At 42.6% G+C, this 15,736-nt stretch carries 11 protein-coding genes and 3 pseudogenes; 10 read left to right on the plus strand and 4 right to left on the minus strand.

All coding sequences use genetic code 11. From position 1 onward, the window contains the following. Positions 1–11 precede the first annotated feature (11 nt). Together ACYTXL_RS07240 and ACYTXL_RS07245 are read right to left on the minus strand one after the other, a co-directional pair. Positions 12–1,430, minus strand: coding sequence for a protein kinase domain-containing protein (locus ACYTXL_RS07240; protein WP_461924114.1), 1,419 nt, complete (start codon positions 1,428–1,430; stop codon positions 12–14). A gap of 265 nt (positions 1,431–1,695) precedes the next feature. Continuing rightward, positions 1,696–2,709, minus strand: a complete 1,014-nt coding sequence (locus ACYTXL_RS07245) for a LysR family transcriptional regulator (RefSeq protein ID WP_292795544.1) — start codon at positions 2,707–2,709, stop codon at positions 1,696–1,698. Positions 2,710–2,922: 213 nt separating this feature from the next. On the opposite strand from ACYTXL_RS07245, the gene ACYTXL_RS07250 reads away from it, so the two are divergent. The 6 genes from ACYTXL_RS07250 (at position 2,923) to ACYTXL_RS07275 (ending at position 11,704) form a co-directional block, all read left to right on the plus strand. Beyond that, the gene (locus ACYTXL_RS07250) at positions 2,923–3,639 is read left to right on the plus strand and encodes an NnrU family protein (RefSeq protein ID WP_461924115.1); all 717 of its coding nucleotides are present in this window, start codon (positions 2,923–2,925) and stop codon (positions 3,637–3,639) included. A gap of 424 nt (positions 3,640–4,063) precedes the next feature. After that, positions 4,064–4,450, plus strand: a complete 387-nt coding sequence (locus ACYTXL_RS07255) for a thioredoxin family protein (protein ID WP_461924116.1) — start codon at positions 4,064–4,066, stop codon at positions 4,448–4,450. A gap of 244 nt (positions 4,451–4,694) precedes the next feature. Further along, the gene (locus ACYTXL_RS07260) at positions 4,695–6,803 is read left to right on the plus strand and encodes an NAD(P)H-quinone oxidoreductase subunit 5 (protein ID WP_461924117.1); all 2,109 of its coding nucleotides are present in this window, start codon (positions 4,695–4,697) and stop codon (positions 6,801–6,803) included. Positions 6,804–7,853: 1,050 nt separating this feature from the next. Then, entirely contained in the window at positions 7,854–10,211 is a 2,358-nt protein-coding gene (locus ACYTXL_RS07265) for a ribonuclease R family protein (RefSeq protein WP_461924118.1), read from the plus strand. Positions 10,212–10,228: 17 nt separating this feature from the next. Further along, positions 10,229–10,849 carry a flavin prenyltransferase UbiX gene (locus ACYTXL_RS07270; RefSeq protein WP_461924119.1) on the plus strand — a complete coding sequence of 207 codons (621 nt, stop codon included), beginning with the start codon at positions 10,229–10,231 and terminating at the stop codon, positions 10,847–10,849. A 159-nt stretch (positions 10,850–11,008) separates the two neighbouring features. Next, a complete protein-coding gene (locus ACYTXL_RS07275; protein WP_461924120.1) occupies positions 11,009–11,704 on the plus strand; it encodes a LapA family protein in 696 nt (231 codons plus the stop codon). 20 nt (positions 11,705–11,724) lie between these two features. Here the strand turns inward: ACYTXL_RS07275 and ACYTXL_RS07280 are convergent, their stop codons facing one another. Further along, positions 11,725–11,919 (minus strand): hypothetical protein, encoded by a 195-nt coding sequence (locus tag ACYTXL_RS07280; RefSeq protein ID WP_334908184.1) that lies wholly within the window; start codon positions 11,917–11,919, stop codon positions 11,725–11,727. 585 nt (positions 11,920–12,504) lie between these two features. On the opposite strand from ACYTXL_RS07280, the pseudogene ACYTXL_RS07285 reads away from it, so the two are divergent. Continuing rightward, positions 12,505–12,813, plus strand: a pseudogene (locus ACYTXL_RS07285) (IS701 family transposase); the annotation flags it as partial. Positions 12,814–13,120: 307 nt separating this feature from the next. On the opposite strand, the pseudogene ACYTXL_RS07290 reads toward ACYTXL_RS07285, so the two are convergent. Continuing rightward, positions 13,121–14,242, minus strand: a pseudogene (locus ACYTXL_RS07290) (IS630 family transposase). Between the two features lie 55 nt (positions 14,243–14,297). Between ACYTXL_RS07290 and ACYTXL_RS07295 the strand changes: the two are divergent. The 3 genes and pseudogenes from ACYTXL_RS07295 to ACYTXL_RS07305 all read left to right on the plus strand — a co-directional run. Further along, positions 14,298–14,630 (plus strand): annotated as a pseudogene (locus ACYTXL_RS07295) (IS701 family transposase); the annotation flags it as partial. A 273-nt stretch (positions 14,631–14,903) separates the two neighbouring features. Further along, positions 14,904–15,089, plus strand: a complete 186-nt coding sequence (locus tag ACYTXL_RS07300) for a toxin-antitoxin system HicB family antitoxin (RefSeq protein WP_461924121.1) — start codon at positions 14,904–14,906, stop codon at positions 15,087–15,089. Between the two features lie 190 nt (positions 15,090–15,279). Further along, positions 15,280–15,736: shikimate kinase (locus ACYTXL_RS07305; RefSeq protein ID WP_461924122.1), on the plus strand; the 457-nt coding region annotated here is incomplete at its 3' end.

The raw sequence follows: 15,736 nt of genomic DNA on the forward strand, positions 1-15,736 counted from the left end.
CCAGGTTTTTTTTAAAGCAAGAGAGATAATAAATTATAAATAAGTCGAAATACGGCTGTTAATGAAATAGTTACTAAGCCTGCTGCAACTGCTAAAACAACTACTGCCTGAATGCCAATACCTCCTTGTAAAAAGGGGATAAAAAAAATAATCGCAAAAGTAATTGCCGGAATAATTAATAAATCGAACTTTTCAATCCACCGCCTGGTTTGGACAAATATCAGTATCCCCAAAATTACAGATGCGACAATGAAAGTAGCTATTGGTGATTTTACTAGACTGAAGAGGGCGATCGCGATCAATGCACCCTCAAATCCACTAAATGCCGCCCCACCTAATAATTCCAGTGTAGAAAACACTGGTTGAGTTGATGAACGCTGGGGGACGACGGGACTAGAACTTTTGGCTGGTTGTGGTTGTGGCAAAAGTGTTACAGAAGGTGTTACAGAAGCCGAATTAAGTTGTGTAGGGGCTTGAGGCTGTGAGTTAAGTGCATCTAAAACCTCCTGGGCTGACTGGAAGCGCTGATTAGGAGCAGGTAGCAGCATCTTGTCTAAAATGTCAGCAAGGCGAGGGTTGACAGTCACTTGCGTTCGCCATTTCCACTGGTTGCTATAAGCATCAAATAATTCAATTGCTTCCTGATTTGTCAACAAAGTAACTAGAGTTACAGCCAATGAGTATAAATCCGTAGATGGGAATACTTGACCCCTAGCCATCTGCTCAGGTGGTGCAAATCCCATAGAATAAATTCCTGTGGAAGAAGCCGCAGAACCAAGTGCAGCGTTTGTTACTTGTTTAACTGCACCAAAATCGAGTAAAAAAAGTTTACCATCACGACGACGCATGATGTTAGAAGGTTTGATGTCTCTGTGGATAATGCCTCGATCATGGACAAACTTTAGCACCTTCAGGATTTCTTGCAGCACCTCCAACACTTGCTGCTCAGAAAATTTGCCATTTTGAATTAATTCTTCCTCTAAGTTTTGCCCATCAATGTATTCTTGTGCCAAGTAAAAAAATTGGTCTTGCTGTCCTGCTTGCAAGCCATTAACTATTACTGGAAAGAAGGCAAATAAATCAGGAATTTGCTCGTGATCGTTACCAAGTTGTGCTAAAACTTCCGCCTCTCTCTCAAACATCAGCTGTGCTTGTTGCAATTGAGTTGGGCTTAAATTACCGGCTGGTTGAAACTGCTTAACTACGCATTGACGCATTCCAGGTATTCGGCGATCGCGTGCCAAAAAGGCTGCTCCAAACCCGCCCCTGCCGAGCAGCTTCGTTGTCACATATCGACCATCTAGCATCAGTGGCATACCGCAGGTAGTACAGTACTTCTGCTGCATTGTTCTCAGCGTCGTAATATCATCTAAATCGACAAAATAGTTTTGTGGGCGTGGGCAACGGGGACGAGTGCAGTAAACTTCCATTTTCGTGATTATTTAAAATAATTCATAATTAATAATTCGTAATTACTTCATTCAGATTACATAGAAACTAAATTTCTTTATCAGGAACAGGAAACTTTTTAAGTGATGTCTAACCTCTGGCTTGCCTACAGCACTCTGCACGAACAGCGATGGGTTAATAATTACGAATTACGAATTACGTAGCTTGCTTCTCGCGTTTGGCGAGTGTTACGAATTATTTGGTCATTGGTCGTTTACCAAAAAACAAAGGACAAATGACCTGATTTTAGCCTTCGCCGGATGAGATGGGCGTTGCTCCATCCAAAGTACTTACCACGATGCTTTTTTGTGCCAATATTAACACATCTTGATTCCATCCAGGATTAGCAAATTCGGGCAAAATTTCCCGACTAAAAGCTTCTGCGGCCTTGGATCTATACCGATTAGGATTAAAAATCAGCCACAGTGTCCGTTTGACGACGACGCCTTCAATGTTGGCACAGTGCAGAACGCCCATTTGTAACTCTTTAGCGATCGCACTAGTTGAGACAAAGGCAGCCCCCAAACCAGATTGCACAGCATTTTTAATTGCTTCAATGGAATTTAGTTCCATTTCAACCTTAAAACGTCTGGTATCAATCTCACAGCGTGATAGCACTTGGTCAATTACTTTGCGAATAGTCGATTGGGAATCTAAGGCAATGAATTGTAATTTATATAAGTCTTCTTTGTGAATTTTTTCCAGTTTTGCAAAGGGATGAAAGACAGGTAAAATCAGCGCTAGTTCGTCTTCAGCGTAAGGAATAACTTCTAAAGATTCTGATAGTTCACCCGGAATTTCACCGCCGATAATTGCCAGATCAACTTGTCCGTTAGCGACACTCCAAGCTGTCCGTCGGGTAGAGTGGACGTGTAATTGCACTGCCACATCGGGATATTTTTGTCGGAACATTCCGATCATTCTGGGCAAAAGATAAGTGCCAGTCGTTTGAGAAGCACCGACAATCAAAGTACCGCCTTGGAGATTTTGTAAATCCTCGATCGCGCGGCAGGTTTCTTGACACAGACTGAGGATTTTTTCCCCGTAGCTTAGGAGTAAATGCCCTGCTTCGGTTAATTGGGCGCGTCGTCCTCCCCGATCGAATAAGGGGACATCTAGCTGCCGTTCGAGATTTTGAACTTGCAAACTCACCGCAGGTTGCGAGACGTAAAGACTATCGGCGGCACGCTTGAAGCTTCCTTCTTGAGCGATCGCTTTCAGAATACGTAATTGATCTAAAGTGAAAGGAAGGTCAGACATAAGGCTCAAACCACAAACTTTAAAAGGAGCGGATGCACACAACAAATCAGCTTGGGCAACAATCAGCCAGTGATGATTTGTTGCATATTAAACTTGAAAGCTTGACTCGAAAAAGACAGTGGCACAACATCTTGACTAAAGTCTCCTTTGGAATACTTTGTGGTATTGGTTGTACTGAGTTCGATTTTCTTTAAATTATTTCACCCGTGTAATATGCTGCTGATTTCTTGGTTGACACCTAGTCATTTTGTCATACTGGCGTTACAAATAGTTTTTGTGATCGCTCACAGTGGAGGCGCTGCTTTACGCCCTTGGGCAGAAAAATACATTGGCCCAAGGCTTTATCGCATTCTCTTTGCATTAGTTAGCCTCCCGTTGGCTGTAATATTAATTATTTACTTTTTTGGACACCGCTATGATGGTTTGCAACTTTGGCAGGTACAAGGAGTGCCAGGAGTGCAAGAATTTGTTTGGGTGCTATCAGCGATCTCGTTTTTGTTTTTATATCCTGCTACCTTCAATCTACTAGAAATTGCTGCTATTCAAAAGCCCCAAGTTCATCTTTACGAAACAGGAATTATTCGGATTACCCGTCATCCCCAGATGGTGGGACAAATAATTTGGTGTGTTGCCCATACTCTGTGGCTAGGTACTACCTTTACCATTGTGACTTCCATTGGGTTGGTGTTGCATCACTTGTTTGGGGTTTGGCACGGGGATCGGCGTTTAAGCGATCGCTATGGCGAAGCTTTTGAAATTGCCAAACAACGGACTTCAATTATTCCCTTCAAAGCAATTATCGATGGACGTCAATCTCTCAAATGGTATGAATTTCTCCGCCCTGCCTATTTGGGAGTTGCGATTTTTATCGCTTTGCTTTGGTGGTCGCACCCACTGTTGCTGGCAGCAACTAGTAGAATAAAATGGTAAATCTAGGCGATCCCCAATGTCAGCATAAAATCACAAATAAATGAGAATTTCAGATGATCAATTGCCCCAAAATCAATGTAGGATAAGTTCAAGGATCTATCTAGTGGAGGTGCGTTCAGTCAGCTAAAGATTTTAGATTGGTAGTTGTTGATCAGTTGCTTTGTACTTGGGAGTAAGTGACAGATTCAGTCAAATTCTCAGGTAAAGACGGTAATCAGGAGTTTAACATTCAAAAAAGCCACCGTGAAAGTAGCGCTGGCTTTTTGATTCAGAGACAGATTAACGCGCTGAATTTTTGCCTAATTATTCTGTGTCCTGAGATTTACTTCCTAAAAGCATCTATCGGCAGTTACTGACTTGGCAATCCTTCACTTTAAAGCTGATAGGTAGTTTCATATAAAAACCCTATAATCCAAGAGGCGTCATGGTTTTGTCGGTTAGTGAACGGACATTTACTCAAGAAGTTTTAGAATCTCCTATTCCTGTTTTAGTTAATTTTGAAGCACCTTGGTGTGGCTTGTGTCGGATTATCCACCCATTATTGTTGCAATTTCAAGCCCAATGTGGGGAGGAAATTAAATTAGTTACAGTTAACGCCGATCAAAATTTTAAATTGTCTACAACTTATAGGCTAAAATCACTACCCACTTTACTATTGATTGAAAATGGCACTATTGGCGATCGCTTAGAAAGCTTTCGCGGCACAGAAGATTTACGTCTAGCTTTAGAAAACATTAAAGCCAGATATAGCAGTTGCCCCAAAATCTACAAAAGTTCAAAAACAGTGGACTTAGAGTATCGGTCAGCTTGATGGGCATTGGGCATGGGGCACTTGTACTGAGCGTTGTCGTTGGCGCAGCCTCTCGTAGAGAAGTATGGCGCATGGGACTAATGACCAATGACAAATGACAAATGACCAATGACCAAATCTAAAGCCATGCTTAACACCCCACCCAATCATCATTGGGTGGGTTATTTTTATCCTAAAGGGTGTGTGTCACAATTATTAACAGTTCCGACACGTTAGTTAAGAATTCTAAAAGTAGGCGTCAGTGATGGAAGTAATCTATCAGTATGCCTGGCTGATTCCAGTATTACCTCTTTTTGGGGCAATGCTGGTCGGTCTAGGATTAATCTCGTTCAATCAGGTGACAAACGGCTTACGGCAGCTTAACGCTGTGGTGATTATCTCCCTGATGGGAGCAGCTATGGGGCTGTCGTTTGCCTTGCTATGGAGTCAAATTCAAGGACACGCGACTTATAACCGCACCTTGGAGTGGGCAGCAGCAGGTAATTTTCACCTGAACATGGGCTACACTATTGACCACCTGACAGCCCTAATGCTGGTGATTGTTACCACGGTAGCCTTCTTAGTCATGGTTTACACCGATGGCTACATGGCTCACGATCCCGGTTACGTGCGGTTTTATGCTTATCTGAGTTTGTTTGGTTCTTCAATGTTAGGTCTGGTACTCAGCCCCAACCTAGTACAGATTTATATATTCTGGGAACTGGTCGGGATGTGTTCCTACTTGCTGGTCGGTTTTTGGTACGATCGCAAATCAGCAGCCAATGCCGCTCAAAAAGCCTTTGTCACCAACCGCGTCGGTGACTTTGGTCTATTACTGGGCATTTTGGGGCTGTACTGGGCAACAGGAAGCTTTGAATTTAATGTCATGGGCGATCGCCTGTCCCAACTAGTCCAATCAGGTTCTATCAGCAATTTTCTCGCTATCCTGTTTGCGATTTTAGTTTTCTTAGGGCCAGTGGCGAAATCTGCCCAATTCCCCCTCCACGTCTGGCTACCAGATGCAATGGAAGGCCCCACCCCCATTTCTGCCTTGATTCACGCAGCAACGATGGTGGCAGCAGGTGTTTTCCTGATTGCGCGGATGTACCCAGTGTTTGAACACGTTCCAGCAGCAATGAACGTGATTGCCTTTACTGGGGCGTTTACGGCGTTTTTAGGGGCAAGCATTGCGATTACTCAAAACGATATTAAGAAAGGCTTGGCTTACTCCACCATTTCCCAACTCGGTTACATGGTGATGGCAATGGGAATTGGTGCTTACAGTGCTGGACTATTCCACCTGATGACCCACGCCTATTTTAAGGCGATGCTGTTCTTGGGTTCAGGTTCAGTAATTCACGGCATGGAAGGTGTTGTGGGTCACGATCCCGCTTTGGCGCAAGATATGCGCTTGATGGGCAGTCTCCGGAAGTATATGCCGATCACGGCAATTACCTTCTTGATTGGTTGCTTGGCAATTTCTGGTATTCCGCCCTTTGCTGGCTTCTGGTCAAAAGATGAAATTCTGGGCAAAGCTTTTGAAGCTAACCCACTCCTCTGGTTCATTGGCTGGCTAACTGCCGGGATTACGGCTTTCTATATGTTTAGGATGTATTTCTCGACATTTGAAGGCGAATTCCGGGGCAATAACGAGAAAATCAAGCAAAAACTCAAGAAGGCGGCAGCGACAATTGTCCTGGAATTAGAATCAGAAGAACCAGCCCCGAATTTTGGGCCTGGGGCGATGAAAAAAGGAGAATTGGCTGCCACTGGTGAACACCATGATTCCCATGACTCCCATGACTCCCACGAGCATCATAGTGATTCTCCTCACGAGTCGCCGTGGACAATGACTCTACCGTTGGCACTGTTAGCTGTGCCTTCGATTTTGATTGGTTTGCTAGGAACTCCCTACGCCAACTATTTTGAAGAGTTTATCTTTCCTCCTAGCGAAATCACCGAAGTTATAGAAAAAGCTTCCGAGTTCAATCCGACGGAATTCTACATCATGGCGGGTGCCTCAGTGGGAATTTCCTTGATTGCAATTACCTTAGCTTCGCTGATGTATTTGCGAGGGAAAATTGACCCGGCGGCGATCGCTGCTAAAATCAAACCACTTTACGAGTTATCCCTCAATAAGTGGTACTTCGATGACATTTACCATCGCGTTTTTGTCCTCGGCTTGCGTCGCCTAGCTAGACAAGTTATGGAAGTTGATTTCCGGGTTGTCGATGGTGCTGTTAACCTCACAGGCTTTTTTACCCTTGTCAGTGGTGAAGGTCTGAAGTACCTAGAAAACGGTCGCGCTCAATTTTACGCCTTGATTGTGTTTGGGGCTGTTTTGGGCTTAGTGATTGTCTTTGGTGTCACCTGATTTCTGTAGTGTCAACTGCGACAATCAACTGGCGGTTAGTTAAAAACCGCCCTTTCACCTGAAGTTAACTTAGGAGCCTAATTTAGACTCCTTTTTTTTTGGCTGATAGTCAGCAATTAAAATAATTCATAATTTGCTCTAGGCCATCAAGGTAATATTCTTGCTTTGCCTTGTGTCCCAATTGTAGCAATAGCTCTTTTTTGAGGAAATTTTTGGTTAGTGCTAACTGACGTGGGTAGTCTTGCCTGCAATGCTATACTAATTACCCAACGGGATATCTAGAACTATTTTCTGGAAATGCGCTCTAAATCTACAATAATGAAGATAAGGTTCGCCCTCACTGCTTATTAACCTGCTGACCTAATTGTTACCGATTCTACATGTGGGAAAATTGGGTTCACCGGCAGTTCCTCCTAGTTAAAAATCAGAGTCTAATGGCGTAAAATTACCTTCACTCTAGACAATCAAACACCTGTAGTTTCCACGCCACTTGACGCCAGTCCGCTCAAGTCAGGAGACCCGCCCACGCAGCTGGCTCCTCCACTTGGGGAGACCCCAAGACCTTTCGGGTTCGGCAGTCCCCCAGACGCTCGATGACTCGCTCTCCGTGGCGCTATCGACGGGAACCCGCCAATACTGCGGCTGCCTCACCGCAGTGGCTCCCCTGCATAGCGCTTTTGGGCAGCATGGATTCTCTAAACCCAGCTTCTCAAAAACCCGTCGCGTAATTACCTAGCGGGGCTAAATTTTAATCAGGCGTGCAATCTGAAGTTTGGTTAGGTGAAGAGACTTGAACGCAGGCGAACTCTGAGAGCATCGTGCAGTGAGAAGTTCGGATACGCTCAGAGTTGTCCGTGAGTCGGCTTCCTTGCAAAGGAACTGCGGAAGTAGTTTCCCGCTCTTGCTGGGTCGGGCTTCCTTTCCTTAGAACTGAGGAAGCTTTGTCTGAGGGTAATTCGTTTCCAGCTTGTTTCTGTAAGCCGTGAGGGTATACAGAAAAGAACCAGATTAAACAAAAAATGATGTTTTGACCAAAGGTCGGTTCACTGCATGGAATTTTCAATCGCTACACTCCTGGCCAATTTCACCGATGATAAATTGGTAGCTCGGAAAGTTTTAGAAAAGAAACTTGGCTGTGAAGATGAAAAAAGTTTACAAAAACTTCACATTGCCTTAGATGTTCTCGAAAAAATCGGTCTTTTGGTGAAAGAACGGGGCAAGTACCGCCGTGTCTCAGAAGAGGGAATAATCGAGGCAAAACTCCGTTGTTCTAGTAAAGGCTTTTGCTTTGCTATTCAAGATGTGGAAGGAGCTGAGGATATTTACATCCGCGAAAGTCATCTGAGTAATGCTTGGAATGGCGATCGCGTTTTGGTCAGAGTTCTCAAAGAAGGCAGTCGCCGTCGCTCTCCTGAAGGGGAGGTGAAGCTGATTCTAGAACGTTCCAACCACACATTACTGGCACGAATTAAGCAGGTGGAAAGCGGTTTCCGGGCTGTGCCTTTAGATGATCGATTGCTGTTTGAACTCAAAATCCAACCTAACGGGGCGAAGTTGGAAGAAGCGATCGATCACCTGGTTCATGTGGAAGTTTTGCGTTACCCCTTGGCACAATATCCTCCCCTCGGTCGAGTCGTGCAAATTCTCGGCAGCGATGCCGAAGCAGCTGCTGATATAGATTTAGTTACGTGCAAACACGACCTTTCCCGGACTTTTCCAGATAATGTCCTAGAAGCAGCCGCTAAGTTACCCAAAAAGCTGCTGAAAGCAGACCTGAAAAATCGCTTAGATTTACGTAATTTGTTTACTCTCACTATTGAAGGGGTAAATGGCGGCGACACCAAAGTTGTAGAAAACGCTTTTAGTTTAGAAAAAAACCTAGCCGGAAATTGGCTTTTGGGCGTTCATATCACCGATGTTTGTCACTATGTCCAACCTGACGAAGCCCTAGATAGAGAAGCATTCAAACGCGGAAAATCAGTGTATTTAGGAGAATTGGTGCTGCCAATGTTGCCCGCAAGTGTGGCAGAACGCTGTTCTTTAGTACCTGGGAGCGATCGCTTAACTATCTCTTTTTTAATTACAATTGATCCCCAATCGGGACAAGTGTTGGAGTGGGAAATTCAATCCAGTGTAATTAATGTAGAAACGGCACTGAGTACTGAACTTGCCCAAGCAATTCTTACAGGTGAAGCTAAAGATCAATCACCACAGGTTTCCCAAATACTGCAAGACCTTCAAGCCTTGCAAAAAGCTGTCAAACAGGTACGTTTGACTCGTGGTAGCCTCCAGTTGAATCTGCCGCCCAGTCAAAACGCCTATTATGATGAGGGGATTCTAGGGACTGTGGCGGTGAATGATTTACCAGTGCGATCGCTACTCACGGAATTGGTGCTGCTAGTTAATCAACTGACTGCAACTCACTTAAATGCTCTTGGTGTTCCCGCCATCTGGCGAGTCCAAGGCACACCCGATGTTGAAGATGTCCAGGAAATGCTGAAATTGGCAGTCAATTTAGGCGTTGACCTCACACTAGATCCAGAAGTTGATATCCAACCCTTAGATTATCAGCATTTGACCACAGCTTTTGGGGAATCTCCCTCGGAGCAAGTTCTAACATACTTATTACAAGATACACTCAAGGCATCGGCGTACAGCACCACCAAAGGATCTCACTTTGGTCTGGCACTAGCGCAATATGTTCACTTTAGCGCTCCCTTACGGCGTTACCCAGATTTGCTCATGCAGAGAGTGTATTACACGCTACTCGAAAACGGACGCGATCGCCGCAATACCCGTGTGAGAGAGCGCGTTAACCTGCGCCACTCCTCCAGCCACGAGGAAATTAACTGGAACGTTTTACCCCCAGAATTGCAACAAGAACTTCAAAGCGATTTAACTAGGGTAATCGTCCAAATCAACGACCGAGAAAAAGAAGTCCAAGAAGCTGAAGCCGATTTAGCCGGGCTACAAAAAGCCCAACTGATGAAGCAGCGCATCGGTCAGGTATTTCAAGGCGTGATTACTGGTGTCCAATCCTACGGTTTCTTTGTGGAAATTGAAGTACCAGCAGCTGAGGTGGAATCCAACAGTAATCCTGGTGTGCCTTTGCGCGTGGAAGGGTTGGTACACGTCAGTTCTCTTAAAGATGATTGGTATGAATATCGCGCCAGACAACAAGCACTATTTGGTCGCAAAAATCGCGCTTCCTATAGACTAGGCGATCGCGTCGCCGTGCAAGTTAAAAGTGTCGATTACTACCGTCAGCAAATTGATTTGGTAACAGTTGGCAGCGATGGTCTAGCCAAAGGTTCAACTGGCAATGGTTCCCATGAGGAGCTTTCAGACCTCTACTTACCAAATGATCTTGAGTCTGATGACCTAGACTCTTACTCTGAGGATGAGTAAAATCCAGTAAATGTTGCGTGTCAAATAACACTAGTCCTTTAATTTTAGGCGTATCGGGCGCATCTGGTCTGATTTACGCTGTTCGCGCGATCAAATTTTTGCTAGAAGCGGAGTATAGTATTGAATTGGTTGCCTCTAAATCAACTTACATGGTTTGGCAGTCAGAACAGGAAATTCGGATGCCACCAGAACCAACTCAACAAGAACAATTTTGGCGAGAGCAAGCTGGAGTGGCACTTTTGGGGAAACTGCGCTGCCATCCTTGGAGTGATATTGGAGCCGGTATTGCCAGTGGTTCCTTTGCCACTCTGGGGATGATGATCATTCCATGCAGCATGAGTACAGTGGCAAAGCTAGCGGTTGGCTTGAGTTCCGATTTACTAGAACGGGCAGCAGATGTCCAACTCAAAGAAGGGCGAAAGCTGGTCATTGTTCCTCGTGAAACGCCTTTTAGCCTCATCCACCTACGTAACTTAACCTCTTTAGCAGAAGTTGGAGTTAGAATTGTCCCCGCTATTCCCGCCTGGTATCACAATCCTCAAACCATCGAGGATTTAGTTGATTTTGTAGTTGCCCGTGCTTTAGATCAACTAGATATTGACTGCATCCCAATTCAGAGATGGCAAGGCCGTCGCTAACGCCCTCAGTGGATTTATCATAAATTTCACAATCATCTTAAAAGGGTAATCATAGAGATGGCTGTTAGTGTCAGTAGTCAGTGAAGAATAATCAGACTCATAACTGATAGCTGACAACTGACAACTGACCACTGATAACTGACAACTGACACAATTGCTATGGCTGTAATTCGCTTAATTCTATTGGTGGCGGTACTAGGAGGACTAACGCTGTTATTACTCCAAAATTGGTCTCCTGCCATATCGCTAGTATTTTTGGGAGTGCGAACTCAACCATTACCACTAGCGATATGGATTTTGTTCAGTACTGCCACTGGTGCTTTCACATCTATATTGATTGCTACTTTATTTAACTTATCCAATTATTTTGTGGGAGGACAACGCCAAACTCCTAACAAAGCAAGCGCGACTTCACCTCGTGCAAAGGCAACCCGGAGAGAAGAACCTACATCTCGCCCTGTCAGTCCTCCACCACCAGCTAGTAAAAAACAAGAGCCTAGCAGTGATGTATTTGATGATTGGGAGACAAATAGCAATAAAGATGATGATTGGAACTTTGATAAAAAGTCAGAGTCAGCGCCTAATCCTCAAACTCAACAGCCTAGAGACTCAACAACTTACGAAACTCAATCAGAAGCCAAAAGCAATTCTCAATCTAGTTCAGTTTATTCCTACAGCTACCGTGAGCCAAAAAATACGGCTGCGGGAAAAACTGAATCAATTTACGATGCTGATTATCGAGTAATCATTCCCCCTTATCAGCCACCGACTACCAATCAAGCAGATGATGATGATTGGGAATTTTTTGATGATGATGATGATTTTGAAAATGATGGTAAACGCCCCCGTCGGTGATGATGTAGTAGGCTACGTCTCTACTTGATGCCACACCGCTCTCTAGACTCCTGCTTGACCTCACCAGTCATTGCAGCTTCCTGCAAAGTCATGAAAGCATTAAAATCTTCCAAGCCATACCGGGTAGTCAACAGTTGTCGTAGTTGATTTTCAGCTTCCACTGTCAAATAGCCAGTTGCTAAGGCTTTTTGTACAACGTCACGAATTCGAGTCATAGTTGATGCCTCATTCATCCTACTATTTATTAATTCAGGCTTATTGGGGTGAAATATGCAGTAGTTTTTGTGTCAAAACTTCAAATTTGCATTATTTTTTAGGCGAGCGCAGTAGATTAGTCATCATTTATACCTTTATCATCAACATTTAATTGCTTAGTGCTTGTCATAACCAAACTTTTAGAATAACGACAATGTGCTGTTAGAAACAAAGTATTTTGTATACTTAAAATGACCCACCACAGTAAAAATCCGGATTATTTAGATAGACAGAACTTGTTTGAATAAAGTTTCAAACAAGTTCTGTTAATTTTTTCATTAACTCTAAAAATACCTAACCAGCAATTGTCAAGTCACCTAAAGAAAGTTATTAAATTTGTTATAAATTTACGATTTATTATTTATGTTGATCAGGACTTACGCAACTGGCACAGGGCAATCGCTATTTTATAGTATTTACGTACTATAGAAAAGTGGCGTATCTGGAATGAGTTGCAGAAATTAGTCACAGGAATCGGCTGTGTTAAATATTCTTCAAATCATGAGAAAATTATTTGAGGATGCATAAAATAAATTCTCTAGTTTATGAGATTTACTAAACTTAACTATTGCCAGTACTTGTTAAGTAGTCAGATTAATTATACTCTGACAAATCTGGCGGAGCATTTAGATCAGATTAGTCATGATAAAATTAACGGCTATCTCAAGAACGAAAAGCTAACACCACGTTTGCTTTGGGATAATGTTAAAAATATCATCCAAGTGAGTGATAACGCATGTCTAGTTTTTGATGATACGGTAATTGATAAGCGATATGCCATAGAAATAAAAACAACTAAACGTCAATATAGTGGTAACGAGCATGGTGTGATTCAAGCAATAGGGGTAGTAAATTCTCGTCTTTTTTCCGGCTTAATTGCTACAATTATGACCCTCTTAAGTTCGACGAAATTGTTACGTAATATGGTACGGTCGATTCATGGCTCTCGTAATGCTGTCCTACTTAAGTATTTTTTCTACTGGCAGGATACGGTTGAGTGAGCTTTCTTACTTTTGAGACATCCTGTTAGATTAAAACATCAACAGGTTTCAAAGATCATTTAAGCAAGGAGAATAAGATGGCTAACACAAATAATCTTACAGTTGTGAGTGGGAAGGCTCCTGCCATCGTCGATCCCCTGACTGGTAAGCTAATCAGCATTTAAGCTGCAACATAGTTGACATTGCCTTTATTTTTGATTTTCCGATGCCACTTAATCAGTAACTCATCTTGGTTTAACAGTTTATCTAGTAGTGCTTGCAATTCATCTACTGATTTAAACAGGCGGTAAGCAATATATTCTTCACATGAGTGCCAAACTAATTCGATAATGTTGTAATCAGGGCTGTAAGCAGGCAAAAATTCTAAAACAAAGTTGGGAAATTCTTGAGATATTTTAGCTATAATATCTTTGCGCTTATGAAAACTAGCATTGTCTAAAATTAAAATAATCTTCGACCCATGCTTGGAGAAATCTCTCCCAAGGTTCCCTTTACTTAGCCACTCTTGTTTAATTAATTCATTTAATTGTTGTAATTGCTCATAAAAAATATCTGCATTACCTTTTTTGACAAAAAAGCATACCCGTTTCCGGTCTGATTCTCTGATTGCTCCCATCACATTAACGCGACCACAGCGCCGTTGCCCTGGAACATTTTTTCGTTTTCCCTTTTTACCCCAATTCTTCCGGCGAATCACACGTAAACTAAACCCGCTCTCGTCCCAAAACCACACCTGTAAACGCTCTGGTTCTTCTCGTGCTATTGTTAAATATTGAGCCAGCTTTTCTTTAAACTCGGCCCTTTCTATTGGTTTTTATTTATCTTCTAACCAATATTTCGCCCAAATATAACTATACTTTTTTCTCTTTAATATTCTCCTCACTTGAGAACTGCTTAAATCAATACCTGTCTTCTCGGTTAAATATGTAGCTAATCTTTCTGCTGTCCATTTCCCAAATTCATAACCTAAATCTGATGCTTCTTGGTCAACAGTTTTTAATAACAGTTCAATATATTCAGGCGTAGCTTTTCGGTAATGTTCGTATTCTCTTTTATTATGTAGAGTTTCTAAATTATCTGGATCTCCATGCATACACCAATATGCTACTGTTCTTGCTGAACAACCTAAAAATTTAGCAATTTCGTGTTGCGGTTTACCATCATTCTGGAGCAGAATAATTAGAATTCTTTCTCTAACATGCGGTTGGTCGCTCTCTTTTAGATCAACATGAAGCTGTGTGACTTGTTCCGTCGTTAAAAAGTTCTTGGCTGGTGGTGGCATAGTTACTTTTAAAGAGCTTCATGTTCTTATTATGCAACTTAATGACATAGCTGGCAGGGTTACTGTTTCTATCAACAAAACGGATTATGTCGTAACTAACGATTTATCTCAAAGTTCCACGGATGTTGTACAAGAGGTGTGTAAAATTCGTTGGAAAATTGAAGAGTTTCACAGAGAAATAAAACAATTAACAGGCATTCAATATTGTCAATGTCGTAAAGCTCGTCTTCAAATAAATCATATTGCTTGTGCAATGTTGGTTTGGGTTCGATTAAAGAATATAGCCTATCAAACGGGTGATACTATTTATCAAATTAAGCATAAATTACTTTCTAATTATTTGATTCAGCAACTCAAACGCCCCGATATTCGTATGACCTTGGTTTGAGTTAGATTCTTCCGTTATGCAGTCCCGTACCACCCATTGTTTGTGCCAGTTGCGTAAGTCCTATATAGTAATAAAGTACTATCTGCTAGCGATCGCAATGTGCCAGTTACGTAAGTCCTGAAAAAGTTAAAGGAGTTTATGTACAGCAAATAGTTGAACTATTAAATTTAGAAGAGTGGATTAATGAAGACACTGAACCAGAATAACAAGCAGATTGAGAAGCCGAAGCCGTCCCTAGAAGAGACAATGGCAAACATTAATTAGGCACGAGAATTGTGGATTGAAACAGCTTATGAAGCTAGCGATGATATTCCTTTACCCAGCAGTGATAATAGTTATAGAGGTAAGTTGTTAGTGCGGATGCCAAAATCTCTACATCGTCGTTTAGCTGAGACTGCTGAACATGAAGGTGTAAATCTCAATCAGTATATTGTGTCTTTGTTAAGTGCAGTCGCTTAATTAGAAATCAAGTAATTTTATATTTGCAGCAATCTAGCTAGTCAAAGAAGCGATCGCTCTTCTCCAGTCATACATAATAAAGTGCGTTAGTCAAGCCCAACCCAGGCATTGCTTGAATAGGCATATATGAGTCATTAAGTTTATAATTAGAAACTGTGACTCAAAACTCACAATTGGAGCGAAGTAACTGGTGAGCAGCTTATTACAAGGAGTCAACCTGTACTTAATTGGCATTATGGGCGTTGGTAAAACGACAGTTGGGCGCTTACTGGCAAAGGAACTGAATTATGGATTTGTGGATACGGATAATGTCATTGCCCAAGCAACAGGTAAATCTATCAATCAGTTATTTGCACAAGAAGGTGAAGCAGGGTTTCGCCAGTTAGAAAGTGACGTACTTTCAAAAGTTTGTGCTTTCACAAAGTTGACTATAGCAACCGGTGGGGGCATTGTACTGCGACGAGAAAATTGGGGTTACTTGCACCACGGTTTGATAGTGTGGCTAGATGTGCCAGTAGAGATAATTTACAGCCGTTTAGCTGAGGATACCACAAGACCACTGCTGCAAGATGCTGATCCTAAAGGTAAATTGCGATCGCTCCTCGAACAACGAACACCACTTTACTCTCAAGCCGATTTGCACATCA

This window comes from Nostoc sp. (genome assembly GCF_054880495.1).